The organism is Streptomyces sp. NPDC058751, from assembly GCF_042746485.1.
In the GTDB taxonomy this organism is placed as follows: domain Bacteria; phylum Actinomycetota; class Actinomycetes; order Streptomycetales; family Streptomycetaceae; genus Streptomyces.
Genome location: NZ_JBHYPZ010000068.1, coordinates 1 through 25,266 on the forward strand (window position 1 = coordinate 1; position 25,266 = coordinate 25,266).

The following is a 25,266-nucleotide window of genomic DNA, read 5'->3' on the forward strand; positions in this document are numbered from 1 at the left end:
TGCCGGTACATCACATGCCCGTCGCCACCGACGCTCACCTCTCCGTCCAACGGCGACGGGCGGATGTACCGGCACGGCCCCGACCCACCCACCGGACCGGCACCGCGCCCGTGAACGCCAGAGGCGAGCTACCGGCGGCGGCGGTGCAACGCGATCGCGGCCGCCGTGCCGCCGGCCACCGCGCCGACCCCGGCCGCGGCGGGAATCCCGACCTTCGCGGCCTTGCGCGCGGTGCGGTAGTCCCGCAGCCGCCAGTCGAAGTCCCGCGCGTGCTTGCGCAGTTTCGAGTCGGGGTTGATCGCGTACGGATGCCCCACGAGCGAGAGCATCGGAATGTCGTTGTGCGAGTCGCTGTACGCCGCGCAGCGCGACAGGTCCAGGTTCTCCGCGGACGCCAGCGCCCGTACGGCCTCCGCCTTCGCCGGCCCGTGCAGGGGTTCGCCGACCAGTTTGCCGGTGTAGATCCCGTCCACGGATTCCGCGACCGTGCCCAGCGCCCCGGTGAGGCCGAGCCTCCGGGCGATCACCGTGGCGATCTCCACCGGCGCCGCCGTGACGAGCCACACCTTCTGGCCGGCGTCCAGGTGCGCCTGGGCGAGCGCGCGGGTACCGGGCCAGATCCGCTCGGCCATGTACTCGTCGTAGATCTCCTCGCCGATCGACATCAGCTCGGAGACCCGGTGGCCCTTCACGATCGACAGCGCGGAGTCGCGCGCCTCCTGCATGTGCTCGGGGTCCTCGACGCCGGCCAGCCGGAACCACGCCTGCTGCCAGGCGAACTTCGCGAGGTCGCGGGTCTCGAAGAACTTCCGCTTGTACAGCCCGCGTCCGAAGTGGAAGAGGGCGGCACCTTGCATCACGGTGTTGTCGAGGTCGAAGAACGCGGCGGCCCTGTCGTCGCCGAGCACCGGGAAGTCGGGTTCCTCCACGGCGTCCGGTGGCGCCAGTTCTTCGAGTTCCCGCAGTTCCTGCGAGGACTTGCGCGCTGCCTCCGCCGAGGCCTCGCCTGCCAACACGCTCCGCGCCGTGGCGGAGCGCCTACGGGGAGTGAGCCATCCGAGAGCGGCCATGTCGTGAGCATAGCCAGTCTGTTCGCCGCTTCCGGAGTCGGCAGGATTCGGTGCTGTGAACTCTCCGCGGCCATGCCGTTAAACGGGCGGCCGGACACACCCCGCCCCCGGCGCGTCGCCCCCGTGCCAGGTCCGCCGCGTGATCGCGCCGGCCCCCGCCGCGTGATGCGCCGGGCGCGCCCGCCAGGGCCCCCGCGGCGGGACAATGGCGGCATGAGCCCCATGTTCCGGCGCAGCGACCGCCGTACGGAGACGAAGGCGCCCGCGGATCACCTGGTCACGCTGATCAGGAAGCCCGGGTGTCATCTGTGTGATGACGCACAGGAAGTGATCGAGAAGGTGTGCGCCGATCTCGGGGTCCCCTGGGAGGGGAAGGACATCACCGAGGACGAGGAGCTGCACCGCCAGTACTGGGAGCAGATCCCGGTCGTGCTGGTGGACGGCGCGCAGCACACCTTCTGGCGCGTGAACGAGGAGCGCCTCCGCAAGGCGCTCGCGGGGTGAGCCGTGCGCGGGGCGGCCGTGGGTGGCCGTGGCGGCCGTGACGTATCCCGACTTGTGACCTGTCCGAGGAGTCCTTGGCGTCCGGAAAGTCGCCTAGGATCGACGGCGAGTCGGTCTCGGGGGCGGGAATCGTTGAGGAGAGTGTTGCGGTTTTGCCCCCTTCGTGTGCGGAGCGGAGTCGTCCGCACGCCGGTTGCGCACCGGCGTGCCGGGCGCGCGTGAGCCCGGTCACGTTGGCCGGGCAAATCGGACACAATCTTTGTGCACGCGTTCACAAAGACATAGCCTGCCTTCGACGGGGCGGTCTGGGGACAAGCGACCGCCCGCAGCCCCGCTCTACCCGCAGGAGCACCGTGGCAACTGGCCGCTCTCACCGACCGGCGACCCGCAGTCGAGGAATTCCCGAGGCCACGGTCGCCCGGCTTCCGCTGTACCTCCGTGCCCTGACCGCACTGTCGGAGCGCTCGGTGCCCACGGTCTCCTCCGAGGAGCTCGCGGCCGCAGCGGGGGTCAACTCCGCGAAGCTCCGCAAGGACTTCTCCTACCTCGGTTCCTACGGGACGCGTGGTGTGGGGTACGACGTCGAGTATCTCGTCTACCAGATCTCCCGTGAGCTGGGCCTGACCCAGGACTGGCCGGTAGTGATCGTCGGCATCGGCAACCTCGGTGCGGCACTGGCCAATTACGGAGGGTTCGCCTCCCGTGGATTCCGTGTGGCGGCGCTCATCGACGCCGATCCCGCGATGGCCGGCAAGCCCGTCGCCGGGATCCCGGTGCAGCACACGGACGACCTGGAGAAGATCATCGACGAGAACGGTGTCTCGATCGGTGTCATCGCCACGCCCGCCGGGGCCGCGCAGCCCGTCTGCGACCGCCTGGTCGCCGCCGGCGTCACCTCCATCCTGAACTTCGCGCCGACCGTCCTGTCCGTCCCGGACGGCGTCGACGTGCGCAAGGTCGACCTCTCCATCGAGCTGCAGATCCTCGCGTTCCACGAGCAGCGCAAGGCCGGCGAGGAGGCCGAGGCGCAGGCCGGCGCCCCCGCCCCGGCCGAGCGGGAGAACAACGACAACGACAAGGGACCCGACGGGGACGTTCCCGCGGTGATGCCGGCATGAGTCTCCTCGTCGTCGGGCTGAGCCACCGCAGCGCTCCGGTCAGCGTCCTCGAAAGGGCCGCGCTGTCCGCGGACGCGCAGGTCAAGCTGCTCCAGGACACCCTCGCCGCCGAGCCCGCCGCCGAGGGTGCGGTGCTCGCCACCTGCAACCGCATCGAGCTGTACGCCGACGTGGACAAGTTCCACGCGGGCGTCGCCGAGCTGTCCACGCTCCTCGCCCTGCACAGCGGCGTCGGGCTGGAGGAGCTCACCCCCCATCTGTACGTGCACTACGAGGACCGGGCCGTCCACCACCTCTTCTCGGTGGCCTGCGGCCTCGACTCGATGGTCGTCGGCGAGGGCCAGATCCTCGGCCAGATCAAGGACGCGCTCGCCACCGCGCAGGAACTGCACACCGCGGGCCGTCTCCTGAACGACCTGTTCCAGCAGGCCCTGCGGGTCGGCAAGCGCGCCCACTCCGAGACCGGCATCGACCGCGCCGGACAGTCCCTGGTCACCTTCGGCCTGGAGCAGCTCTCCGCGGGGCAAGCCGTCGAGGCGTGGGCCAAGGGCAAGAAGGCCCTGGTCATCGGCGCGGGCTCGATGTCCTCGCTGGCCGCCGCGACGCTCGCGCGCGTCGGCGTCGGCGAGATCGTGATCGCCAACCGCACCCCCGACCGCGCCGAGCGGCTCGCCGAGATCCTCACCGGCGGCGACGACACGGACGTGCTGGCCCGCGCGGTACCGATGGAATCGGTGCCGGTCGAGCTGACACGTGCCGACATCGCCGTCTCGTGCACCGGGGCCACCGGGCTCGTCCTGACGGCCGAGACCGTCGCCGCCGCCGTCGAAGGACGTACGGGAACGCCCGCGGCACTGCGCGAGACGCCGCAGGCCCCGGCCGCCCACCTTGCTCCCGCCGACGCCTGCCCGCTGGACCTGTCCGCCGTGCAGGGTGCCACCGGCTTCTCCGTCATGGGCGAGGCCGCCGTCGCCGGCATGGACGCGGCCACCCTGGAGCAGCACGCGGCCTGGGTGGACAAGGGCACCGGAACCGTCCCGCGCCGCGATGTCCGTCGTACGCCCGGAGAGGACGCCGAGGCCGACGCCGACCTCATCGCCGCGCTGGCCGCGGCCGCCGCGACGGTCGGCCGCATCCCCGAGCGCCGCAGGCCCGAACCCGTCGCCGAGGCACCCCGCCCCGCGCCGGTGCTCGCGCTGCTCGACCTCGCGATGCCCCGTGACATCGACGCCGCCGTGCACCGGCTGCTCGGTGTACGGTTCGTCGACCTGGAGACCCTCGCCGAGGCCTCCGCGGACGCGCCGATGGCCGCCGACGTGGACCAGGTGCGCCGGATCGTCTCCGACGAGGTGGCCGCGTTCGGCGCCGCCCAGCGGGCCGCGCACATCACCCCCACCGTGGTCGCGCTGCGCGCCATGGCCGCCGACGTCGTCGCGAACGAGATCGCGCGACTGGAAGGACGGCTGCCGGACCTCGACGACAAGCAGCGTGGCGAGATCACCCAGACCGTGCGGCGCGTCGTCGACAAGCTGCTGCACGCGCCGACCGTACGGGTCAAGCAACTCGCCGCCGAGCCCGGCGGCGCCGGGTACGCGGACGCGCTGCGGACCCTGTTCGACCTGGACCCGGAGACGGTCGCCGCCGTCTCGCGGGCCGAGAACAACACCGAGAACGCCAAGAACCGAGGGCGAGCATGAGTGAGCAGGCTTTGAGGCTCGGGACCAGGCGCAGCAAGCTCGCCATGGCCCAGTCCGGGCAGGTGGCGGATGCCGTGAGCCGGGTGACCGGACGGCCCGTCGAGCTCGTTGAGATCACGACGTACGGCGACGTTTCGCGCGAGCACCTCGCGCAGATCGGCGGCACGGGTGTCTTCGTGACCGCCCTGCGGGAGGCACTGGTGCGCGGGGAGGTCGACTTCGCCGTGCACTCCCTCAAGGACCTGCCGACCGCGCAGCCCGAGGACCTCGCGCTGGCGGCCGTGCCGGTGCGCGAGGACGTCCGTGACGTGCTCGTCGCCCGCGACGGACTGACCTTCGAGCAGCTTCCGGACGGCGCGCGCGTCGGCACCGGTTCGCCGCGCCGCATGGCGCAGCTGAACGCCTACGCGCGCAACCACGGCATGTCGATCGAGACGGTCGCCATCCGGGGCAACGTCGACACCCGCATCGGATACGTCCGCTCCGGGGAGCTCGACGCCGTCGTCCTCGCCGCGGCCGGACTCAACCGGCTCGGCCGCATCGACGAGGTCACCGACTTCCTGTCGGTTGATACTGTTCTGCCCGCCCCCGGCCAGGGGGCCCTGGCGATCGAGTGCGCCGCGGACGACGCGGACCTCGTCGCCGTGCTCGCCGAGCTCGACGACCCGTTCACCCGGGCCGCCGTGACCGCCGAGCGGTCCCTGCTCGCGGCCCTGGAGGCCGGCTGCAGCGCTCCCGTGGGCGCGTACGCCGATCTTCTGGCCGACGGGCAGATTGTCAAGGAGATGCGCCTGCGCGGCGTCGTCGGCACGGCCGACGGCTCGACGCTGGTGCAGCTGTCCACCACCGGTCCCGTGCCCGAGACGCATGACCAGGCGATGTCGCTCGGCCGTGAACTCGCTGCCGAGATGCTTGCCAAGGGCGCGGCCGGTCTGATGGGGGAGCGAGCACTTTGAGCCCCACCACCCTTCCCACCAATCCGGTCCACGGGCACGTCACCTTCCTGGGTGCCGGACCCGGAGATCCAGGGCTGCTGACACTGCGCGCCGTGGAGGCGCTGGCGAACGCGGACGTACTCGTCGCCGAGCACGACGTGCTCGACGTGGTGCGCGTCCACGCCAGACAAGGCGTCACCGTTCTGAACACGGATCCGGACACTTCGCCGGTTCCGTACCCGGGCACAGGCACGCCTCAGCTCACGGTTGTCGACGGCACGTCGACGACCGTTGGTGACCCCGCGTCGAGGGACGCTGCCAATCTTGTCATGGGGGCCGCGCGGGGCGGCAAGCGGGTCGTGCGTGCGGTGTCCGGTGACCCGGGACTTGATACGTACGCGGCCGAGGAAATGCTCGCCTGCGTCGCCGCGGGCGTGCCGTTCGAGGTCGTGCCCGGCATCGCGGCCGCCGTCGGCGTGCCCGCGTACGCGGGTGTTCCGCTGCGGGACGCCGAGGGCGCGGACGTACGGTTCGTCGACGCGCGGACCGCGTCGAACCGCTGCTGGACCGAGGTCGGCGCCTCCGACGGCACCGTCGTGGTGTCGGCGACGCTCGACTCCGTGGCCGCGGCCGCCGGTGAGCTGGTGGCCTCCGGCCGCAAGCCCGACACCCCGATGTCCGTGACGATCGCCGGTACGACGACCCGCCAGCGCACCTGGTCGGCCACCCTCGGCACGATCGCGCAGACGCTGAAGCAGGCGAAGGTGCTGCCGTCCCCGGACGGCGGCCGTCCGGTGATAGCCGTGGTCGGCGAGCGTTCCGCCGCCGCCCAGCGCGACCGGTTGTCGTGGTTCGAGTCCAAGCCGCTGTTCGGCTGGAAGGTGCTCGTGCCGCGTACGAAGGAGCAGGCGGCCTCGCTCTCCGACCAGCTGCGGTCGTACGGGGCCGTGCCCTACGAGGTGCCGACGATCGCCGTCGAGCCGCCGCGCACGCCCCAGCAGATGGAGCGCGCGGTGAAGGGCCTGGTGACCGGCCGCTACGAGTGGATCGCGTTCACCTCGGTCAACGCCGTCAAGGCGGTCCGGGAGAAGTTCGAGGAGTACGGCCTCGACGCGCGCGCCTTCGCGGGCATCAAGGTCGCCGCGGTGGGCGAGCAGACGGCCAAGGCGCTGATCGCCTTCGGCGTGAAGCCGGACCTCGTGCCGAGCGGCGAGCAGTCGGCCGCGGGCCTGCTGGAGGACTGGCCGCCCTACGACCCGGTCTTCGACCCGATCGACCGCGTCTTCCTGCCCCGGGCCGACATCGCCACGGAGACCCTGGTCGCCGGGCTGATCGAGCTGGGCTGGGAGGTCGACGACGTCACGGCGTACCGCACCGTGCGCGCGTCGCCGCCGCCGGCCGACACCCGTGAGGCGATCAAGGGCGGCGGCTTCGACGCGGTGCTCTTCACGTCGTCGTCCACGGTCCGCAACCTGGTCGGCATCGCGGGCAAGCCGCACAACGTGACGGTGATCGCCTGTATCGGCCCCGCCACGGCCAAGACGGCCGAGGAGCACGGGCTGCGGGTCGACGTGATGGCTCCTGAGCCGTCGGTGCACAAGCTGGCGGAGGCGCTGGCCGAGTTCGGCCTGCGCCGCCGTGCCGCCGCGCTGGACGCCGGCGACCCGGTGACCCGCCCGAGCGAGCGTCGTCCCGGCTCGCGCAGGCGCCGGACCACCTGACGCAGGTGAGAACGCCCCGCCGTCTCTTAGGGAGACGGCGGGGCGTTCTTCGTTGTGTGCCCGGCCCGGTCAGGCGGACGACAGGAAGGCCGCCCAGGCGGCCGGGGTGAGGGCGAGGCGGGGGCCGTCGGGGTCCTTGGAGTCCCGGACGAGGATCCCGTCCGGACGGGCGGCCACTTCGACGCAGTCGGGGCCGTCAGGAGTGCTGTAGCTGCTCCTTATCCACTCCAGAGCCGGTCCGTCTTCTCTTGCGGACGTGCGGATCATGTTTCTCCCAGCACTGTTTCGATGAAGGCCGCCGATTCCCGGGGTGCGAGAGCCTGCGCCCGGATGGTCCCGTAGCGAATGTCCAGGATCTGCACCTCCTTGGGGTCGGTGATAACCCGGCTGATGAGCTGGACCTCGTTGTGGCCGACGGTGCTTCCGTCCCGCAGTCTGAGCAGTCTGAACGAGCCCGCCAAGCCCGCGTTGTCCTCGCGGTCCAGTGGCAGTACTTGCAGGTCGACGTTGCCCAACTCGGCTACTGCCAGCAAGTGTTCGAGCTGCTTTCGCATCACCATTCTGCCGCCGATGGGGCGCCGTAGCGTTGATTCGCACTGCACGAAGCTGAAGACGCGCAGTGGCGCCTGATCGCCGACGATGTCCTGGCGGGCCACACGGGCGGCCACGTGCCGCTCAAGGTCGTCCTCCGTGAACGGGGGTCGCCGGGTGGCGACCGAGGCCCGAATGTAGTCCTCGGTCTGCAACAACCCGTGAACCACGGAGTTGTTGTACGCGCAGAGCTCGATCGCGTCGGCCTCCAGTTTCTTCAGGTCCCGTACCTTCTTCGGGTACCGGACCTCCGTCAGGTCCTCCTTCAGCGCCGCGAGCCTGCCGCCGGCCGACAGGATCTCGTCCGCGCGGTCCAGGTACTCGGGCCGGGGGATGCGCCGCCCCCGCTCCACGGAGGAGACCTGTTCCTCCCCGTACCCGATGGCCGCGCCGAACTCGGCCTGGGTCAGACCCGCCGACTCGCGCCACAGCTTCAGCTGGCGCTGGACGGTCCGCAGAACCGCCCCGGCCTCTTCGTCGTCCTCCGGCCCCGCGTCCCACTCGCCCACGCCCGCCTCCTGGTCACCCCGTACGGCCCGGACAGAACCGGACGTCATCCGGACAGACACCGTCCGCACGGGCTGCCGCACTTCACAGATTACGTACGCGAGAACACGCTGAGTGACGTGAATCAGCGAACTCCGTGCCTTCCGCTCCACCACTTCTCGGTGCCGCTGTCCGCCACCCGGCGCGGTGCGCGCCTCGCGCGGCTGCTGGCGGCCGAGCGGCTGGACGACTGGGGGCTGCCGTCGGACCCGGCCCGGCTCGTCGTCGCCGAACTCGCCGCGAACGCCGTCCTGCACGGCCGGGTCCCCGGCCGGAGCTTCCGCCTCACCCTGTCCGTGCGTGCTCCCCGGACGCTGAGCGTGGAGGTCACCGACGCCCGGGGCGAACGGTGGCCCGCCCGGGTGCGGGTCGCCGGGACGGAGTCCGAGTCCGGTTACGGGCTGCTGCTCGTGGAGGAGTTCGCGGACCGCTGGGGTGTGCGGTCGGGCCCCGTGCCGTGCAAGACGGTGTGGGCGGAACTCGATCTCGGGCCCCGCCGGTGACGTCCGCACCGGAGCCCGGTGGCATGTCCTCCGGTGGTGGGTGCGCCGGGGCGGCGGGCGGTAAAAGACCAAAGAACCCGGGGGAAAGACCGACCAACCGACCAAACCGGGCCCATGTCACACGGGCGGGTGAAACGGGCCGGTGCGGGTGGCGCGGGGGCGGTTCGGGCGTGCACGCTCACCGCAGGAAACACCCACAACTCCACATGCCCGCACATGCTTCGGCCCCCGCCGGGACTGCAATCCCAATGCGAGGGCCTCACCAAAGAGGAAGTCAGACCCTTCCCCATGGCTGTGTCCAAGCTTATCGATGCCCTGCGCCCGAGTCAGGGAGTACGGCGCAACGCCACTCACTTCGGTGTCACGCACGTACGTGAGTACCAGTCCGACCGCTACACGATCGTCGGTAACCACCTCGCCCAGCACCGGGGGCTCTCCGCGACCGCGGTCGGGATCGCCGTGCACATCCTGTCGCTGCCCGAGGGCGCGCGGGTCGACATCCGCAGCCTCACGGAGTGGTTCCCCGAGGGACGGGCCCGGATCGCCTGCGCGCTGCGGGAGTTGGAGGAGCGCGGCTATGTCGAGCGGGTGCGGGAACGGCTCCCCTCCGGGCGGCTGATCACGCGTACGTTCGCGTACCACGCCCCCGCGCTCACCCGGGCCCGACGGGAGGCGGCCCCGGAAGCCGTCGACCTCCCGGCACCCCCGACGGTCCCGGCACCCCGGCCGGCTCCGGCGGTCACGGCTCCGCCGCCCCCGGACCTCACGGTCCCGGACCGCTCCTCCTCCGGCGATTCGCCCTCTGCCCCCGCGCCCGAGCCTGCCGTGGCGGCCGATGCCGTACGCGCCGGTGGACCGGCCGGCGAGTCGGGGCCTCCCGGCGCCGAGCACCACGACAAGGCCGAAGCGCTGCTCGCCGGGCTGCGCCGGACCGACATCCGGTTGACGCTGTCGGGGCGGGAGGTGCGGCGGCTGGCTCCCTTGGTCGTCGCCTGGTTCGAGAACGGTCTCGGCAGGGCGTCGGTGATCCACGCCCTGACCGACGGCCTCCCCCTCCAGGTGCGGAACCCGGCGGGCTTCCTCCGCAACCGCCTGCTGGACCTGCTCCCGCCGGCGCTGCCACCCCTCGCGGGGGCCGACGGGACCGGGCCGCTCCCGACCCGGCCCGCACCCCCACCACCCGCCATGGCGACCTGCGAGGGCGGCTGCGACAGGGGCTTCAGAGCCCCGTTCCCCGGAGCCTGGTGCCGCGACTGCCGCACCGCCAGACCCGGGGAAGCCCCCGTGGCGCCGGTGGGCATCGCGGCCCTCGTCCGAGTCTCCTGAAGCGATCCGCGTCTACCCGTCGGACCCCGGCGGAACCAGGATGGCCCAGTCGGCGCCCGGCGCGGTCTCGGTGCCGTCCGCGAGGAGCGCGGTCACCCAGTAGTAGTGGGTGGTGCCGGAGGGAGCGGTGGTGTCCGTGTACGAGGTCCCGGTGACGGGGGTGTCGCCCGTCAGGCTCACGTACTGGCCCGCAGCCCGGTCCCAGCGCAGGACGCGGTAGCCGGTGGCGCCCTGGACCACGTTCCAGGACAGGTCCACGGCGCCGCCCGCGTCTGCGGCGGACGCCTCCAGGGACACCGGGGAGCCCTCGGGCGTGGCGACGGTCGGGGTCAGGTCGAGTTCGGTGAGGGCGACGGCCCGGGCCTCGCCGGTCCACTTGAAGCTGGAGTTGTAGCTGGTGTCGACGGCGTCGATCCAGTAGCAGTGCTCGTCACCGTCGGGCAGGGTCGCGTCGACGTAGTGCGTGGTGGTCGGGCTCAGGTAGTCCCATTCGGAGCCGAAGCACACGGCGGTGCCGTCCTCCTCGTCCCTGAGCACCTCTCCGCGGTAGACCGTGTACCGCTTGAGATCCTTCTCGGTGTTGGCGCTCCAGTCCAGGACGACGCCGTACTCGGTGGCTTCGGCGGTCAGCCCGGTGACGGCGGCGGGCGGGGTGGTGTCCTGGTCGGAGGCGAGGGTGGTGACCGTGACGGTGGGGGAGGCGACGGACTCGCGGGAGGCGCTGTCGTAGCCCTTGACCACGTAGTGGTACGTGGTGTTCGGGGCCATGGTCTGGGTGCAGGTGTACTGGTACCGGCCGTCGGCCAGTCGTGTGTACGTGGTGTCGCACCGCGACGGCTCGATGGAGGTCTTCACCGGCAGGGACAGGGACCGGTAGACGTTGAAGTCGTAGTACTTCCCGTCCGTGTCGGGGTCGACGGTCCATTTGAGGACGACCCGGTGGGCGTCGGGCGTCGCGGTCAGGTCGCGCGGGGCGGCGACGGGCCGGGTCGCCGTCACGACGGTGGAGTACGTGGAGACACGGCCCGCCCCGTCGACGGCCTGCACCTTGTAGCTCCAGGCCAGCGACCGCGCTGCCGCGGTGTCGGTGAAGCCGGTGCCGGACGTGCTCGCGATGGCCTTCAGGGCCCCGTCCTGGTCACGTCGCGACACGGTGTAGCGCACCGCTCCGGGCACCGGGTTCCAGGTCAGCTTGTTGCCCTCGTCCAGACCCTGGGCGGTGAGGCCGGTCGGCGCGGTGACGGCGACGGTCTCCACCCGCTGGTCGGTGCTGCCCGCGGAGACGTTGCCCGCCTTGTCGTAGGCCCGGACCTCGTAGTAGTACGTGCGGCCGGGAACCGTCGGGAGGTTGGAGTAGGTGGTGCCGGTGGTGTACCCGACGTTCAGCCAGGTGCTGCTGCCCTCCTCGCGGCGGTAGAGGCGGTAGCCGGCGAGGTCCATCTCCTTGTTCGCGGCCCAGGACACCACGGCCCGCGCGGTGGCGTTGTCGAGCCGCGCGCTCGCCCCGGTCGGAGCGAGCGGCTTCACCTTGTCGACGGTCGCGGAAGTCCGGGGCATGTACGTGAACTTGACGTTCGCCGCGCCCGTCCAGGCGACGAAGTCGACGCGCAGGGTGTGCTTGCCCGAGGGAACCGTGAGGGCGACCGACTTCTTCTGCGTGGACGAGACGTTCTTCCACACGTCGATCTTGCGGACACCGTCGAGGTAGACACGGATGCCGTCCTGCGCCTCGGCGGCGAACGTGAAGGGCCCACCGGAGCCGAAGTCACGGGTGACGGTCCAGCGGACGGAGAAGTTGTCCTTGGGCAGGGTGACGCCCGCCGGGTCGCCGGTGCCGTAGTTCTCGGCGATCGCACTGTCGCAGTCGGTCTTCTTCGGGGTTCCGGAGAAGGCGGTGTTGGCGAAGTACTGGCGCTTGAACACCGGGGAGGCACAGTCGACGGCGGCGGCCGGGGCGGTGCCGACGGCGAGCAGACCGCCGCTCGTCGCCAGCGTGACGGCGACGGCGGCGACGAGTCTCAGCCGGGTGGGGGTCTTCACGGAAGGGGTGCCTTTCGGGCCGTTCGAGGGGGCGGTGACTAGACCGGCGGCCGGGGCGGTTGGTTGCATCGAGGCAGGTAACGCGTGGGTCTCGGGTCGGACCCGGGTCTTTCCGCGGGCCGGGCACCGGACCGCGAGGGTGTGCGGGCGGGCCCGGGACCGTTGTGCGCCCACGGTGCGCGACGCCTCCGGGCCGACGGAACGTCGGCAAAGTGGTGGCCGGGGCGGGCGTAGCGTAGAGCGCATGACCAAGTACGGATCCTTCCCCGGTACGCGTCCGCGGCGGCTGCGTACCACTCCCGCCATGCGCCGGATGGTCGCCGAGACCCGGCTGCACCCGGCCGACTTCATCCTCCCCGCGTTCGTCCGCGAGGGCGTGAGCGAGCCGGTGCCGATCTCCTCGATGCCCGGGGTCGTGCAGCACACGCGGGACAGCCTGAAGAAGGCCGCCGTGGAGGCGCTGGAGGCCGGGGTCTCCGGGATCATGCTGTTCGGGGTTCCCGAGGAGTCGAAGAAGGACGCCGTCGGGACGCCCGGCACCGACCCGGACGGGATCCTCCAGGTCGCGCTGCGCGACGTGCGCGCCGAGGTCGGCGACGAACTGCTCGTGATGTCCGACCTGTGCCTGGACGAGACCACCGACCACGGGCACTGCGGTGTGCTCGACGACCAGGGCCGGGTCGACAACGACGCGACCCTGGAGCGGTACGCCGAGATGGCCCAGGTGCAGGCCGACGCGGGCGCCCACGTCGTGGGTCCCAGCGGGATGATGGACGGTCAGATCGGTGTCATCCGCGACGCCCTCGACCAGATCGGCCGCGAGGACGTCGCGATCCTCGCCTACACCGTGAAGTACGCCTCCGCCTTCTTCGGCCCGTTCCGGGAGGCCGTCGGCTCGTCCCTGAAGGGCGACCGCAAGACGTACCAGCAGGACCCGCCCAACATCGGTGATTCCATGAGGGAGTTGGCGCTGGACCTGGAGGAGGGTGCCGACATGGTGATGGTGAAGCCCGCCGGTCCCTACCTCGACATCCTCGCCCGCGTCGCCGACGTGTCCGACGTGCCGGTCGTCGCCTACCAGATCTCCGGCGAGTACGCGATGGTCGAGGCCGCCGCGGAGAGGGGCTGGATCGACCGGGACAAGGCGATCATGGAGGCGCTGACCGGCATCAAGCGCGCCGGCGCGCAGAACATCCTCACGTACTGGGCGACCGAGGTGGCCCGCGGCCTGCGTTGACGCCGGTCCGGTTCCGGCGGCCTCCGCCGGAACCGGACCCGCTCGGTGACCGAGGACTCAGTACCCGAGCGCGTCGTCCAGGTTCTGCTGCCAGTACGTCACCGTGAGGCGGTCGTCGACGTGGACGCCCTTCGCGGGCAGGGCCGGAGTCGCCCCGCGGCCCCTGTCGAAGCCGACCTCCAGGGTCTTGGCCGTGTAGCCGTCGCCCCCGCTGCCGTCGGCAGAGGAGAGCAGCACACCCGCGTAGCCGGATTCACCGGGGGCGAGGGTGACGACCGCCTGCGGGCGGGTCTCCTCCGCGACCGGCGGAACGGACTGGGCCTCGCCGAAGCGGACGATCGGATAGCCCGTCAGGTCGCAGTTGCGCGTACCGGTGTTGGTGACGGTGAGCAGCAGGTGGTTGAGCGGACGGGACACGACGGTCGCCGTCGTCTTGGTGTTGGAGCCGTCGCAGGCCACGTGCCTGGTGTCGGCCTGCGCGGGCGAGCCCCCCTTGGAACCGGCGCTGTTCTTTCCGGCCGAGCCGCCCGTGGAACCCCTGGTGGAACCGGTGCCGGAGCCGCTTTCCCCCGCCTGTGAGCCGCCTGCCGAGCCGCCGGTGCCGGTGCCGGTGTCCGCGGGCTTCGCCGTCGTTCCTCCACCTGCCGTCGGCGCCGTCGGTCGTGCCGAGGACTCGGACGCGGTGGACGAGCCCTTGCCCGGGCCCTCGCTGCGTACGCCCTTGCCGTTGTCGCACGCCGAGAGGGCGAGCGCTGCGAGTGCGACCGTCGTGGCGGCGAGCAGTCGGGTGCGGGTGGTGCGTGCGGACATGGTGATCCCCCTGTGGATGTGCCTGTGAGTGGCTTGATGGAACGGCCGCCCGGCCGGTCGGGAAGGGCGGCGTGCTTGGATGGCCACAGCTTGGGCGGTGATCCGTCCCGGCCGCCACGACCGGCGGCGGATACGGAAAGCCGGAACGTCGGCATGGGGTCTGACCTGGGGGAACGGCAGGCCCCTGGAACACCGGCCTGGAACGCGGGGGATGGAGGAACAGGTGGCGGGGAACGATTTCGCGGGCTTACTGGGGGAGCTGAAGCAGCGCTCCGGGCTCAGTTACGGGGTGCTCGCCAAACGGCTGCACGTGAGCACGTCCACGTTGCACCGGTACGTCAACGGGGATGCCGTACCGACGGACTACGCGCCCGTGGAGCGGCTGGCGCGCGCGTGCCGGGCCACCCCCGAGGAGCTGGTGGAGCTGCACCGCCGGTGGGTCCTCGCGGACGCGCTGCGGGGACAGGCGAACGGGGCCGAGGCGAGTCGGACCGAGGCGAGTCGGGTCGAGGCGAACGGGGCCGGGGAGGCCGGGACTTCGGGCGGCTCCTCCGGGGCGGCCGACGAACCCGACGGCCGCGCGGCGGACGTGCCGGGTCCCGCACCGGAGACCGGGTCCGGGAAGAAGCGGGGGACCGGGCCCGGTTCCGGCTCCGGCTCCGGGAACGGGCAGGAGCACAGGCCCGGGGACGGGGCCGGGAGCGAGACCGGTACCGGGCGGGAGCCGGGGCGCGACACCGTCGCTTCCGCGCCGGTGCGATGGAGCCGCCGGGCCGTGGTGCTCGCCGGAGCCGGGGCCGTCGTGGCGGCCGCGGTCGTGTCCACCGCGCTGACCGCGCGGTTCGGGCCCGGTGGCGGTGAGGACGACACGAAGGGGAAGTCCGTCGCCCTCGGCGCGCCGTCCGCCCCGAGCGCGAGCCGGACCGGTGCGGCACCCGGCACGCCCCACGGGTCCGCCTCGGCCTCCCCGTCGCACACCGCCCGTCCCCGGCCGACCGGTTCGACGACCGCCGGGGCCGTCGACGAGCACCGGGCGGCCGACGGCGGCACGGTCGACGGCGGTACGGCCGGCAGGAGCGGGGAAGGGGCCGAAGCGCCGATCGTCGTGGCGGACGCGTACAAGTGGGACACCCCGTGCAGCCAGCACTACCTGCTGAACCGGGACGCCCCGCAGGTGCCTCCGCCGCCGCCGAACGAGTCGGACGCCCGGGGCTGGGTCACCGCGCTCGGCGGGGTCGCGAGCGGTGAGCAGATGATCGCGCTGACGGTCCAGGGCACCGGCAGGGCGACCGTCGTCCTGGAGGCGCTGCACGTGCGGGTGGTGCAGAAGGGCGCGCCGCTCGCCTGGAACGACTACGTGATGGGCGTGGGCTGCGGCGGCGACGTGGAGACGGAGTCCTTCACCGTGGACCTCGACGCGGGGCGCCCCGCGACCGCGCTCAAGGGCGGACAGCGGGATTTCCCCTACAAGGTCAGCGAGTCGGACCCCGAGGTCTTCTACGTGTTCGCCGACGCGCAGGCGCACGACGTGAGCTGGTACCTGGAGATCGACTGGTCCAGCGGGACCAGGAGCGGCACGGTGCGCGTCGACGACCACGGCAAGCCGTTCCGTACGAGCGGGAACGCGGGACGGCCGGCGTACGAGCATCCGCTCGGCGGCAGCGAATGGGTACCGGCTTCCACAGGGTGATGACGGCACCATCAAGTCCCTTCAGGAGTTAGGTTGTTGGTCGTCAGGTGACGCGACCCTCCAGGGAGATGCCCGATGCCCGGTGACGCCCTCAGTCAGGATCCCGCCGAGCTGAGAAGGAGGATCGACACCACCAAGGCGCACCCCGCCCGGGTCTACGACGTTCTCCTCGGCGGCAAGGACAACTACCCCGTCGACCGGAACGCGGCCGCCGCCGCGATCGCCGCCAACCCGCGCGGCTACCTCGACGTCCGGCACAACCGCGACTTCCTGCGCCGGGCCGTGAACGACCTGGCGGCGGAGGGCGGCATCCGGCAGTTCCTGGACATCGGCACCGGGCTGCCCACCCAGGAGAACGTCCACCAGATCGCCCAGCGGATCACCCCGGACGCGCGGGTCGTGTACGTCGACAACGACCCCGTCGTCCTGGCCCACGCGCGCGCCCTGCTCACCAGCGGACCCGAGGGCCGTACGGACTACATCGACGCGGACCTCAAGGAGCCCAAGCGGATCCTCGAACAGGCCGCCGAGACGCTCGACTTCGGGCAGCCCGTCGCCCTCGTCCTCGTCGCCGTCCTGCACTTCGTCGAGGACGCGGAGGCCTACCCGATCGTGCGCGGGCTCGTCGACGCGCTGCCCTCCGGCAGCCGGGTCGTCATCAGCCACCTCACCGAGGACCTGAACGCCGAGAGCATCCGCGCGGTCCAGCGGACCTTCACCGAGCGCGGGTTCACCTTCGTCCTGCGCTCGAAGGCCGAGGTCGAGCGCTTCTTCACCGAGAACGGCCTGATCCTGGACGAGCCCGGTCTCGTCCCCGTCCACCACTGGCGTCCCGACGGCAACGCCCCGGTCCCCGAGGCCGTCGACCCCGCCTTCCTGGACACGCTCGACGCCGTCGACAAGGTCCGCTACCTGGGCATCGGAGACGTCACGGACGCGGACATCAACATCTACGCGGCCACGGGCGTCAAGCCCTAGACGCCGTGGGCGAGTTGCCGTGACGTCCGCATCCCGGAATCTATGTATGTAGACGCCACGTACCGGCCTAGGGTGCGGTCGGGGGCGGCCCCGGCACGACGGGGCCGCCCATGAGGGCGCCGTCCGCGAGGGCGCGTCCCGCGAGGACAAGGAGCCGTCACCGTGACCGTCACCGAACCCGCCGCCACCACCGAACCCGCCACCACCGCGCCCGTGCCCCCGCTCGCCGCGCGAGCCACCGCGATCGGCGGTTCACCGGTACGGGACATCCTCGCGGTCACCGCACGCCCCGAAGTGATCAACTTCGCGGGCGGGCTGCCCGCACCGGAGCTCTTCGACACGGACGGCATCGCGGCCGCCTACCGTGACGTCCTCGCCGAACGGCCCGAACAGGCCCTGCAGTACTCGACGACCGAGGGCGAACCGGCACTGCGGGCGGCCCTCGCCGACCGCACCAGCGCGCGCGGACTGCCGACCGGGCCCGACGACGTCCTGGTCACCACCGGCTCGCAGCAGGCCCTCTCGCTGCTCGCCACCGCACTGATCGAGCCCGGCGACACCGTCCTGGTCGAAAGTCCCTGCTATCTCGCGGCACTTCAGGCGTTCGCCTTCGCGGGAGCGCGCGTACTGGCCGTGCCGGGCGACGAGGACGGGCTCGACCCCGACGCCCTCGGCGAACTCGTGGTCCGCGAGCGCCCGAAGCTGCTCTACACCGTGCCCACCTTCCAGAACCCGACCGGACGCACCCTGCCGGCCGGGCGACGGGCCGCCGTCGCCCGCGTCGCCGCCGTCCACGGCCTGTGGATCGTCGAGGACGACCCGTACGGAGAGCTCCGCTTCGAGGGCGAGCGGGTCCCGTGGATCGCCTCCCACGACGGCGCCGGGGACCGGACCGTCCTCCTCGGATCCTTCTCCAAGGTGATGGCACCCGGGATGCGGCTGGGCTGGCTGCGGGCCCCCGAGGCGCTGCGGCGCGCCTGCGCCGTCGCCAAGCAGGCCGCCGACCTGCACACCCCGACCGTCAACCAGCTGGCCGCCGCCCGCTACCTGGCCGACCGCGACCTGGACTCCCACGTGGCCCAGGTCGCGGCCGTCTACCGCGAGCGGCGCGACGCCATGCTCGCGGGGATCGGCGCCGCCCTCCCCGCCGGGTCCACCTGGACCCGCCCGGAAGGCGGCATGTTCCTCTGGGCCCGTCTCCCCGAGGGGTACGACACCACGGCCCTGCTCCGCCCGGTGGTGGACCGGGGCGTCGCCTACGTCCCCGGCGCCCCCTTCTACGCGGGCGCACCGGAGACGTCGACCCTGCGCCTGTGCTTCGTCACCCAGACGCCGGAGGAGATCGCCGAGGGGTTGCGGCGGTTGGGGACGGGCTTGCGGAAGCAGTAGCGGACGGGGACGGAGAAGCGGGCGACGGGTTCGCAGAGGTCGCGGACGGGGACGCGGAGGTGGGTGACGGGGACGCCTCGCCCGGGGACGGGGTCGCCGAGGGAGTCCTCCGGGTCGCGTCCCGGGTGGTCGGCCGCTGGCCGATCCTGTCCACCACACCTTGCACCGCGACGCCTCTGACCTGCGAGAACCCCCCGTTCTTGTCCGAGTGTCCCCGCTCGAATATCCCGAGGTACGCGTAGGTCGTCGAGTCGAAGACGAAACCCATCGCCATCCTGGGGTAGGAGACCCCTATGCCGTGCCGGCCGAGCGCGTTCACCCGGTCGTGGTCGATCTTGACGGCGGGCAGCTTCGCGATGACCTCGAACGCGGCGGCCCGCAAACCCGGAGGCAGGACCCGGGGACCCCGCAGGAGCATGCACGCTTCGAAGTACACGTGCATGCCTTCCTCGAGGCTGTCACCCGGAGTCGTCCCGGACCCGAGCCACTTGAGGAGCTCGTCGGGGTCGGTCGGCCACTTCTTCAGCTTCGAGTACTGGAGGGGGATCGACTGCACCTCGTGCTTGCCCAGGGGCGGGTCGTCCTTGATCCTGCCGTTGTAGACGTACCGGGAGGTCTTCGAGCCGTCCACCGACAGCCAGTACTCGTCGACGAGCCGCATCTTCCGCCCGTCCCTGTCGTAGGTCCGGTGGGTGATCTCCCTGGCGTACATGTACTGGTCGTCGCGGGGGATCGGCAGGTCGGTGCCGTCCGACCGCGACCGGTCCGCGGCCTTGTGCAGCACCTGGGCGGCGGTGAGCGCGGGCAACCGCGGTCCCCCGCCGCCCCCGGCGCGGACGGCGAGCAGGGTCGTGCCGGCCACCGCGGCCGTGCCGGTGGCCGCGACCGCCGCGCGGAACACCAGCCGCCGGGACAGCGGACGCTGCCGCGCGAGGGCCCCGCCCCCGTCGCGGGTCTCCTCGCCGATGGCGTTCTGCAGCCGGGCGAAGGCGACGGCGCGCGCCCGGTCGGTCGGTCCGGCCTGGTCGGCCGCGAGGTCGCGTACAAGGGTGAGGTCATCCACGGCGGGGTTCCTCCTGTTCCTCTCGAAAGGCTGTGGGATCCGATCCGCCCAGTGCTTCGCGCAGCTTCTTCCGGGCCCGGTGCAGCCGGGAGCGCACCGTGCCCACCGGTATGCCCAGGGCCTCGGCGGCCTCCGCGTAGTCGAGGTCTCCCCACGCGATGACCAGCAGGACGTCCCGGTGGCGCGCGGGCAGCTTCGCCAGGGCCGCCGACAGGGCCCCGCGCGTGCTCTCGGCGCTGATCCGGGCGGCCACCCGCTCCGCCAGCGGTTCGCCGCCGCCCTCGTCGGCCGGAGCCGTGGAGGCGGCCCGCGACAGCGCCCGCAGCCGCCGCGCCTCGGCCCGGCGGTGCCCGCCGATCAGCCGCGTGACGATCCCGTACAGCCAGGGCCGGGCGTGCGGCTTCGACAGGTCGTACCGGCGCCGCCGCTGGAAGGCGATCACGAAGGTCTCGGCCATCAGGTCGTCGGCCGCCTCGGTGCCCAGCCGCCGTGCCGCGTACCGGTGGATGTCGTCGGCGTAGCGGTGGAACAGCTCGGCGAACACGTCGGGTTCGTCGAAGGACCGCTCGATCACCGAGGCGTCGGAGTCGCCGTCCCCGCAGGCCCCGGCGCCGGCGACCGCGTCCGAGCCGGTGCCGGCGACGGTGGGGGGACTGTGGACTCCGACGTCCGGTGAGAGGGTCATCGGTCGCCTCTCAGGTTCATGGGTCTCCTCGAAGACGGGGACAGGTCACCTCCTGTCCGCCGAAGCCCGCATTCGAGTTCCCGTCCCGGAGCACCGGGATCCACGGCGGCCGGACCGGGGGCTCAGTCCCACCAGAAGGACCACACCCGTCCGTTCAGCACCTCGTGCTCCGCGTACTCCCGCAGGGTGTCGTGGTCGCCCTGGGCGATGTTGTCCGGGCAGAACGCGAAGTGCTCCGCCGCGACCGCCTCGGCCTCGGCCACGGTGGCCGGCGGAGCCGCGACGGACAGCACCAGCCCGTCGAGGGTCAGGGCCACCACGCGTATGCCGAAGCGGTCCTCCCACGAGCGGAGCACGGCACACAGGCGCGCCACGTCGTTCTCGTGGTTCATGGGCGCCGACCAGCCGATCACCGCTGGGATGTCGGCGCTGCGGCGCGCCGGAACCAGGGCGAGCCGGGGCCGGTCCAGCAGGAGCCGCCTCAGCCGGGATCCGGGCCGTGTCAGGGAGTCGGCGGTCTCGGCGGCGCGGGCGTCCGGATCCGCGTCGAGCGGGGACGCCGTGGCCAGGCCCGGCCACAGCGGCCCGTACGGGGCGAGCATCTCGGCGATGGTCGGCCCTTTCCCGTAGATCTCCTCGCCCTCACCCTCGCCGGGGTGTTCCTCCTCCGCGTCGGATCCGTACGCGGCCTTCTCCTCCCAGAATTCCGCCAGCACCTCTTCGGCGTCGTGATCCCCGGCGTACGACATCTCGTCGGGAGCCAGACCCCATCCGGACAGGTCGTCCCGCGAGTCGTCCACGTTCAGCAGCACCGGCAGCAGGCCCGAGGACCGGGCCGGGGACAGGGCCGCCCAGCTCCCGGGAGCCGACCGGTCCTCGGCGTGCCACAGCAGCGGCTCGTGCCACGGGCCGTCGATGGTCGCCTCGACCAGCCTGCCGGGCGGGAGGTCGAGTCCGAGCGCGCGCCCGCTCGGGTCTGCCGTCAGCCGCGGCAGCGGATTGGGAAGGGTCGCCATGCCGGTGACTGTAGGACCCGGCACTGACACCGCCCCGGGCGCGGTACCCGTTCGCGGTCCCGCGCCCCGTGCCGGGCTGCCGGGACCCGCTGTCGGTGGCGGCTCCTACAGTGGCAGCAGGTGAGGGAAACGGGGGAACTGTCTTGCTGGTGTGGCGAGTCGAGGCGGACGGGTACTGGGGCGGGCTGGACGAGGACCTGGAGTTCGTGCCGTGGCGCAACCCGCGGGGGCGGGCGCTCAAACAGCTTCCGACGGCCTTGGAGGGGCACCCGGAGCTCGGGCGGATGCGCAGGCTGCGGCGGTGGATCGAGCAGCACACGGGCGAGTGCGCCGAACTGGCCCGGCAGTGGGCGGGTGCCGGGGTCGAGGCCCCGGCGGAACTGGCGGAGAGCGACCCGGTGTGGAAGGACGCGCTCACCGGAGCCGGTGTCCCCGTCACCGGAGGACCGGCCTCCGACGACGGGGCGGTCGCCCGGATCTACGAACACGTCGTGACCGGACGCCGGATCGTGCGCGTCATGCCGGAGGAGGTGGCGCCGTACCGGGACAAGGCGATGGCGTACGAGGAGTGGGAGCGGGTCGGCGGCTTCCGCACCGGTGTGCCCGAGACCGGCGAGGACGCCCGGCCGCGCGAACTCCCCTTCCCCGAGCGGGCCCTCGCCGCGTTCCCGGGCCAGGAGGACGCCGTCTTGGAGGAGGCCGAGCGGCTGCGGGAGGCAGGCCTGTGGAAGAAGGACACCGACCTGTTCTTCAAGGAACTGGAGAAGTCCCGGCCGGAACTGCTCCCGCTGTTCCTGGACGAGGCCGCCGAGCGCTATCGGACCGACGGCCACGACTGGCAACGCGCGCCTGCCGCGGCCTACTTCGGGCGGGCCCGCAAGGCGGAGCGGGAGCAGGCCCTGGTGATGGACTCGGGCTGGCTCGACGCGCGGTACACCGCCTTCGCCGGGTCCGGCGCGCTGTCCACGACCGCGGTGCGCGCCCGGGCGAAGGAGCTCAGCGCCAAGGGCACGGCCACGCCGGAGAGAGCGGCCGTGTTCCGGGACCTCGTGACACGGCGGGCAGGCGCCGAGGGAGAGATGGGCGGGGCGTACCCGCAGCTCGCGGCCGACGTGCGCAAGGTGGCCAAGGCCGCCGGGCTCGACCCGGAGGAGGAACTGGCCACCGTCCTGGAGGAGTCCGGACTGATCCGGAGGCTGAGGTTCGACGAGACGTTCTGCGCGGACGTGCTCAAGGGCCGCGCCTTCGACGTGCTGTGCGAGCGGCAGCCGCGGGCGGTGCGCGCGGACCTGCTGCTGCACAAGGGGATGTACTACGGGGAACGGGCCAACAAGCTCTGGACGGAGACACTGGAGCGCGCGGGAGTCGTGGCCCGACTGGCCGGAGAAATACCCGGGGTGACGGCGGAGGAAGCCGCGCGCTGGCTGACCGACCGCATCTACGCGCACCGGGACTTCGAACGGCTCGGCCCGAGCCTCTTCGGCGTCGTGGCACGCGTCGCGCCCCGCCTGGCCGCCGAGAAGGTCCCGGTGGAGATCCGCTACGCGCCCGAGCGGCCGGGCCTGTCACGGCGCCTGCCGCTCGACCTGATCGACCTCTTCCTGGAACACGGGGTCCCGCTCGCCGACCCGCCGGAGCGGCTGGCGCCCGCCGGCCTCGTCGACCTGGTCGTCGTGCACCGTCCCGAGCTGCGTCACCTGCGGGCCGACCCGCGGTTCGGGCGCGAGCTGCGCGCACTGCTGCGCCGCGCCCTCGACCAGGGGTCCGACGGCATGGGCGGGAACGACTGGTACCAGCCGCACGAGACCAAGGGCTGGGGGCGGCTCCACCCGTTGTACGCGGACGACGACGGCCGGGCGCTCCTGCGCGAGTGGTGCGCGGACGAACGCGCCACGCTGCGCGCCGGTGTCGACCTGGCGGCGCTGGTTCTGCTCATCGGCCGGTTCGTGCACGTCGGCGGCGCGGTGGACGCCGTGCTCAAGGACCCCGGGGCGGCGGCCGAGTTCGCGGCGGTGGACGTGCTCGCACTGGTGATGCCCGAGCTGCCGGCCGGCACGGACCGGGCCGAAGTGGAGAAACTGATCACCGGTCTGCCCACCGCCTGGGTGTCGACCGCCCGTCCGGGCCCCGAGATCATGGCCGTGGTGGAACGGCTGTGGCCCGGGCTGGAACGTTCGGAGTCCTGGAAGGTCGGCAACACCCTGCAGACGGCGGTCAACTGCCAGGACGGACTGGCACGACTGGTCCGGCGCCTCACACCCGAGGGCGCGGCGGCCGAGGACGCGGCGGACCAGGCACCCCCGCCCGTCGCCGTCCCGAAGCCGCGACCGCGCACCGGGCTCACCCTGATCTGCGACGAACTGATCGAGCTCGCCGGTTCGGACCGGCCCGTGTGGACGGGCGAGCCGGGTTCCCGCACCGCGGACATCGCCGTGGGACGGGGCCCCGACCAACTGCTGTTCCTGCACGCCCACACCCCGCGCGCCACCCTGACGCGCGCCGGGGCCGCCGACACCCGGTACGCCCCGGGCAGCGAGACCTGGGCCGCCTACGCCCGGCTGCCGTTCGTCGCGCGGGCCGACCACGCCGGGTGCTGGCGGATCGTCCGGACGAACAGGCCGCCCGAGGCCGGGTGGCGGCCGTTCCTCGGCTGGGCCGTCCGCACCGCCACCTCGGCCGCCGTCGTCATCGGCGCCGTTTGGCAGGGACAGATCCTGCTGGAGTACGCCCCCGGGGGAGACTTCCCGGAAGGCGGGCCGCTGGCCGCGGCCGGGTTCGAGACGGCCCACGCCGAGGTGCTCCGGCCCGTGCGCCCGGCCTCCTGGTACACGCGCTTCGCCGAACTGCTCCAGGAGCACGAGAAGATGCCCGCCCGACCGGAGCTGGCCGGGCCCCTCGCCGAACGGCTCGGTGTCCTGCCCGCGGAGGCGGCCCTCCTGCTCGCGGGGAGGCGGAACTGCGCCCCGCACCAGGTCGAGGGATGGGGTTTCGGCAAGTTCCCCGACCCCGGCCTGTCGGAGCAGGCGTGGGGGCTGAGCCGCGACGAGCGCGGCACGGCGATGGAAAGCCTGCGCGGCCTGCTCACCGCCGACGACCTCGCCGCCTTCTACGACCGGCTGCTGCCCGACGACCCCGGACGCCTGTGGACCGACGGTCCGGACGTCGAGCGGGCCGTCGCATGGTGGCGGGACCGCTTCGGCGCGCCGCTGCCCGTGCCGACGGACCTGCTGCCCCTGGCCCACAAGGAGTTCGTCCCTCCCAAGGGCGAACCCGCACGCCCCTCGGGCGAGGACCCGGCGGTGGAGCCGTGGCGGCCCGCCCTGCGCGTCGCCACCCTCCTGGGCCGTGTGGCATCGGGCGGAAGGACGACGGGCCCGGTGGCGTCGAACTGGGCGTCGGACGGGGGAACGCCGGACCGGGCCGGGGCAGACGGCACCGCGAGCCGGCACCCCGCCCGCGTCCCCGACCCCCTCGGTCTCGTCCGGGCGGCCGTGTGGACGGCGTACCGCACCCCGGTCGGGGACCCGCTGCGCCCGGCGGCCGGGGCCGCCGTCGCACGGCTGAGGGCCGCCCTCGACGCCGGTCCCGGGCCGCTCACCGTGTTCTCGACCCAGAGCAACCACCTGATGGGGGCACCGGCCCCGCTCTCCTCCCAGGGCCTCGACACCCACCCGGCCGTGTCCTGGCAGGACGACACCGCGTACGCCGTCCGGCACGTACGGGTCGACCCGGCCGCGCTCACCGGCCCCGACGACCCGGTCCTGGACCGGCTGGACGCCTACCTGGACGGCGTGCTGCCCTCCCAGTGGCTGCCGGGCCCCTCCGGACTGCCCGGCCTCGCCGACCTGCGGACCCTGCTCTCCCCGGACTTCGCGGCCCTCGGAAAACACCTCGAAGCCGAGGACGGCAGGGCCGGCGGCTGGGAGCAGGACCCCGGCCGCAGCGTCCCCCACCTCGTCGAGGCGTGCGCCACGGCGTACGGGCTCGGCACCGACGCCGCCGCCCTGTGGCTGATGGTGCTCGCGCTGCCCGACCCGACCGACCGGAACGTCAAACGGTGGACCGGCTGGAAGCCCGCCCGCTTCAAAGCGGCCCACGGCGAACTCGCCGCGTCCGGACGGGTCGTACACGTCACCCGCGCACGGGCCGGACGCACCCTGTTCGTGCCCGGACCCTGGCAGGAGGCCAAGGCACCCCGGCTGCCGCTGGAACGGGCCAAGTTCCCCCTGCTGCCCTACGCACGAGAGCACCGGTCCACGGCACACACGGCGGTCGTGCCGTGCGTGCCCGTACCGGTGCTCTTCGAAAGGGCCTGGGCGCGGGGGGCCTGAACCCAGGCCCCCCGGC

At 72.6% G+C, this 25,266-nt stretch carries 20 protein-coding genes; 12 read left to right on the forward strand and 8 right to left on the reverse strand.

Annotated elements, in window-relative coordinates; translation table 11 throughout:
* Positions 1-128: 128 nt before the first annotated feature.
* Complete coding sequence (locus ACFW6B_RS38805) at positions 129-1,070, reverse strand: HAD family hydrolase (protein WP_386604183.1); 942 nt, start codon at positions 1,068-1,070, stop codon at positions 129-131.
* Between the two features lie 213 nt (positions 1,071-1,283).
* Here ACFW6B_RS38805 and ACFW6B_RS38810 point away from each other — a divergent pair, with 213 nt between their 5' ends.
* The 5 genes from ACFW6B_RS38810 (at position 1,284) to ACFW6B_RS38830 (ending at position 7,045) form a co-directional block, all read left to right on the forward strand.
* The gene (locus tag ACFW6B_RS38810) at positions 1,284-1,574 is read left to right on the forward strand and encodes a glutaredoxin family protein (RefSeq protein WP_386604185.1); all 291 of its coding nucleotides are present in this window, start codon (positions 1,284-1,286) and stop codon (positions 1,572-1,574) included.
* A 353-nt stretch (positions 1,575-1,927) separates the two neighbouring features.
* A complete protein-coding gene (locus ACFW6B_RS38815; RefSeq protein WP_386604187.1) occupies positions 1,928-2,692 on the forward strand; it encodes a redox-sensing transcriptional repressor Rex in 765 nt (254 codons plus the stop codon).
* On the forward strand, positions 2,689-4,389 hold the full coding sequence (locus tag ACFW6B_RS38820; protein ID WP_386604189.1) for a glutamyl-tRNA reductase: 1,701 nt from the start codon (positions 2,689-2,691) through the stop codon (positions 4,387-4,389). The genes ACFW6B_RS38815 and ACFW6B_RS38820 overlap by 4 nt, the downstream gene beginning before the upstream one ends.
* A complete protein-coding gene (hemC, locus tag ACFW6B_RS38825) occupies positions 4,386-5,345 on the forward strand; it encodes a hydroxymethylbilane synthase (RefSeq protein ID WP_386604191.1) in 960 nt (319 codons plus the stop codon). The genes ACFW6B_RS38820 and hemC overlap by 4 nt, the downstream gene beginning before the upstream one ends.
* Entirely contained in the window at positions 5,342-7,045 is a 1,704-nt protein-coding gene (locus ACFW6B_RS38830; protein ID WP_386604193.1) for a uroporphyrinogen-III synthase, read from the forward strand. Before hemC ends, ACFW6B_RS38830 begins: the two co-directional genes overlap by 4 nt.
* A 69-nt stretch (positions 7,046-7,114) precedes the next feature.
* Here ACFW6B_RS38830 and ACFW6B_RS38835 read toward each other — a convergent pair whose 3' ends face one another.
* Together ACFW6B_RS38835 and ACFW6B_RS38840 are read right to left on the reverse strand one after the other, a co-directional pair.
* Positions 7,115-7,312, reverse strand: a complete 198-nt coding sequence (locus ACFW6B_RS38835) for a DUF397 domain-containing protein (protein ID WP_386604195.1) — start codon at positions 7,310-7,312, stop codon at positions 7,115-7,117.
* Positions 7,309-8,193: a helix-turn-helix transcriptional regulator gene (locus ACFW6B_RS38840; RefSeq protein ID WP_386604197.1), complete on the reverse strand. Its 885-nt coding sequence runs from the start codon at positions 8,191-8,193 to the stop codon at positions 7,309-7,311. Before ACFW6B_RS38840 ends, ACFW6B_RS38835 begins: the two co-directional genes overlap by 4 nt.
* 60 nt (positions 8,194-8,253) lie before the next feature.
* Here ACFW6B_RS38840 and ACFW6B_RS38845 point away from each other — a divergent pair, with 60 nt between their 5' ends.
* The gene (locus ACFW6B_RS38845) at positions 8,254-8,685 is read left to right on the forward strand and encodes an ATP-binding protein (protein ID WP_386604245.1); all 432 of its coding nucleotides are present in this window, start codon (positions 8,254-8,256) and stop codon (positions 8,683-8,685) included.
* 288 nt (positions 8,686-8,973) lie between these two features.
* Complete coding sequence (locus tag ACFW6B_RS38850; RefSeq protein ID WP_386604199.1) at positions 8,974-10,011, forward strand: helix-turn-helix domain-containing protein; 1,038 nt, start codon at positions 8,974-8,976, stop codon at positions 10,009-10,011.
* A gap of 12 nt (positions 10,012-10,023) precedes the next feature.
* On the opposite strand, the gene ACFW6B_RS38855 is transcribed toward ACFW6B_RS38850, so the two are convergent.
* On the reverse strand, positions 10,024-12,051 hold the full coding sequence (locus ACFW6B_RS38855; protein ID WP_386604201.1) for a fibronectin type III domain-containing protein: 2,028 nt from the start codon (positions 12,049-12,051) through the stop codon (positions 10,024-10,026).
* Positions 12,052-12,295: 244 nt separating this feature from the next.
* On the opposite strand from ACFW6B_RS38855, the gene hemB reads away from it, so the two are divergent.
* Complete coding sequence (hemB, locus tag ACFW6B_RS38860; RefSeq protein ID WP_386604204.1) at positions 12,296-13,288, forward strand: porphobilinogen synthase; 993 nt, start codon at positions 12,296-12,298, stop codon at positions 13,286-13,288.
* Between the two features lie 57 nt (positions 13,289-13,345).
* Here hemB and ACFW6B_RS38865 read toward each other — a convergent pair whose 3' ends face one another.
* Positions 13,346-14,098, reverse strand: coding sequence for a DUF4232 domain-containing protein (locus tag ACFW6B_RS38865; RefSeq protein WP_386604206.1), 753 nt, complete (start codon positions 14,096-14,098; stop codon positions 13,346-13,348).
* A gap of 211 nt (positions 14,099-14,309) precedes the next feature.
* Here ACFW6B_RS38865 and ACFW6B_RS38870 point away from each other — a divergent pair, with 211 nt between their 5' ends.
* The 3 genes from ACFW6B_RS38870 to ACFW6B_RS38880 all read left to right on the forward strand — a co-directional run bounded on the left by ACFW6B_RS38870 (position 14,310) and on the right by ACFW6B_RS38880 (position 18,155).
* Complete coding sequence (locus tag ACFW6B_RS38870) at positions 14,310-15,788, forward strand: helix-turn-helix domain-containing protein (protein WP_386604208.1); 1,479 nt, start codon at positions 14,310-14,312, stop codon at positions 15,786-15,788.
* A 75-nt stretch (positions 15,789-15,863) separates the two neighbouring features.
* The gene (locus ACFW6B_RS38875) at positions 15,864-16,766 is read left to right on the forward strand and encodes an SAM-dependent methyltransferase (RefSeq protein ID WP_386604210.1); all 903 of its coding nucleotides are present in this window, start codon (positions 15,864-15,866) and stop codon (positions 16,764-16,766) included.
* Positions 16,767-16,928: 162 nt separating this feature from the next.
* Positions 16,929-18,155 (forward strand): PLP-dependent aminotransferase family protein, encoded by a 1,227-nt coding sequence (locus tag ACFW6B_RS38880; RefSeq protein WP_386604213.1) that lies wholly within the window; start codon positions 16,929-16,931, stop codon positions 18,153-18,155.
* Here the strand turns inward: ACFW6B_RS38880 and ACFW6B_RS38885 are convergent.
* From ACFW6B_RS38885 to ACFW6B_RS38895, 3 genes are all read right to left on the reverse strand, one after another.
* Complete coding sequence (locus ACFW6B_RS38885; RefSeq protein ID WP_386604215.1) at positions 18,088-19,218, reverse strand: CU044_5270 family protein; 1,131 nt, start codon at positions 19,216-19,218, stop codon at positions 18,088-18,090. The genes ACFW6B_RS38880 and ACFW6B_RS38885 overlap by 68 nt on opposite strands.
* Positions 19,211-19,903, reverse strand: coding sequence for an RNA polymerase sigma factor (locus ACFW6B_RS38890; RefSeq protein WP_386604217.1), 693 nt, complete (start codon positions 19,901-19,903; stop codon positions 19,211-19,213). The genes ACFW6B_RS38885 and ACFW6B_RS38890 overlap by 8 nt, the downstream gene beginning before the upstream one ends.
* A 122-nt stretch (positions 19,904-20,025) precedes the next feature.
* Entirely contained in the window at positions 20,026-20,919 is an 894-nt protein-coding gene (locus ACFW6B_RS38895) for a DUF4253 domain-containing protein (protein WP_386604218.1), read from the reverse strand.
* Between the two features lie 143 nt (positions 20,920-21,062).
* Here ACFW6B_RS38895 and ACFW6B_RS38900 point away from each other — a divergent pair, with 143 nt between their 5' ends.
* A complete protein-coding gene (locus ACFW6B_RS38900; RefSeq protein ID WP_386604220.1) occupies positions 21,063-25,250 on the forward strand; it encodes a hypothetical protein in 4,188 nt (1,395 codons plus the stop codon).
* Positions 25,251-25,266: the final 16 nt, after the last annotated feature.

Bases quoted from the DNA above. Each gene is read 5' to 3' on its own strand.
- hemC (WP_386604191.1), top strand. From the start codon at position 4,386: ATGAGTGAGCAGGCTTTGAGGCTCGGGACCAGGCGCAGCAAGCTCGCC.
- ACFW6B_RS38805 (WP_386604183.1), bottom strand. From the start codon at position 1,070: ATGGCCGCTCTCGGATGGCTCACTCCCCGTAGGCGCTCCGCCACGGCG.
- ACFW6B_RS38870 (WP_386604208.1), top strand. From the start codon at position 14,310: ATGGAGGAACAGGTGGCGGGGAACGATTTCGCGGGCTTACTGGGGGAG.
- ACFW6B_RS38890 (WP_386604217.1), bottom strand. From the start codon at position 19,903: ATGACCCTCTCACCGGACGTCGGAGTCCACAGTCCCCCCACCGTCGCC.
- ACFW6B_RS38865 (WP_386604206.1), bottom strand. From the start codon at position 14,098: ATGTCCGCACGCACCACCCGCACCCGACTGCTCGCCGCCACGACGGTC.
- ACFW6B_RS38875 (WP_386604210.1), top strand. From the start codon at position 15,864: ATGCCCGGTGACGCCCTCAGTCAGGATCCCGCCGAGCTGAGAAGGAGG.
- ACFW6B_RS38810 (WP_386604185.1), top strand. From the start codon at position 1,284: ATGAGCCCCATGTTCCGGCGCAGCGACCGCCGTACGGAGACGAAGGCG.
- hemB (WP_386604204.1), top strand. From the start codon at position 12,296: ATGACCAAGTACGGATCCTTCCCCGGTACGCGTCCGCGGCGGCTGCGT.
- ACFW6B_RS38895 (WP_386604218.1), bottom strand. From the start codon at position 20,919: ATGGCGACCCTTCCCAATCCGCTGCCGCGGCTGACGGCAGACCCGAGC.
- ACFW6B_RS38850 (WP_386604199.1), top strand. From the start codon at position 8,974: ATGGCTGTGTCCAAGCTTATCGATGCCCTGCGCCCGAGTCAGGGAGTA.
- ACFW6B_RS38820 (WP_386604189.1), top strand. From the start codon at position 2,689: ATGAGTCTCCTCGTCGTCGGGCTGAGCCACCGCAGCGCTCCGGTCAGC.
- ACFW6B_RS38840 (WP_386604197.1), bottom strand. From the start codon at position 8,193: ATGACGTCCGGTTCTGTCCGGGCCGTACGGGGTGACCAGGAGGCGGGC.
- ACFW6B_RS38835 (WP_386604195.1), bottom strand. From the start codon at position 7,312: ATGATCCGCACGTCCGCAAGAGAAGACGGACCGGCTCTGGAGTGGATA.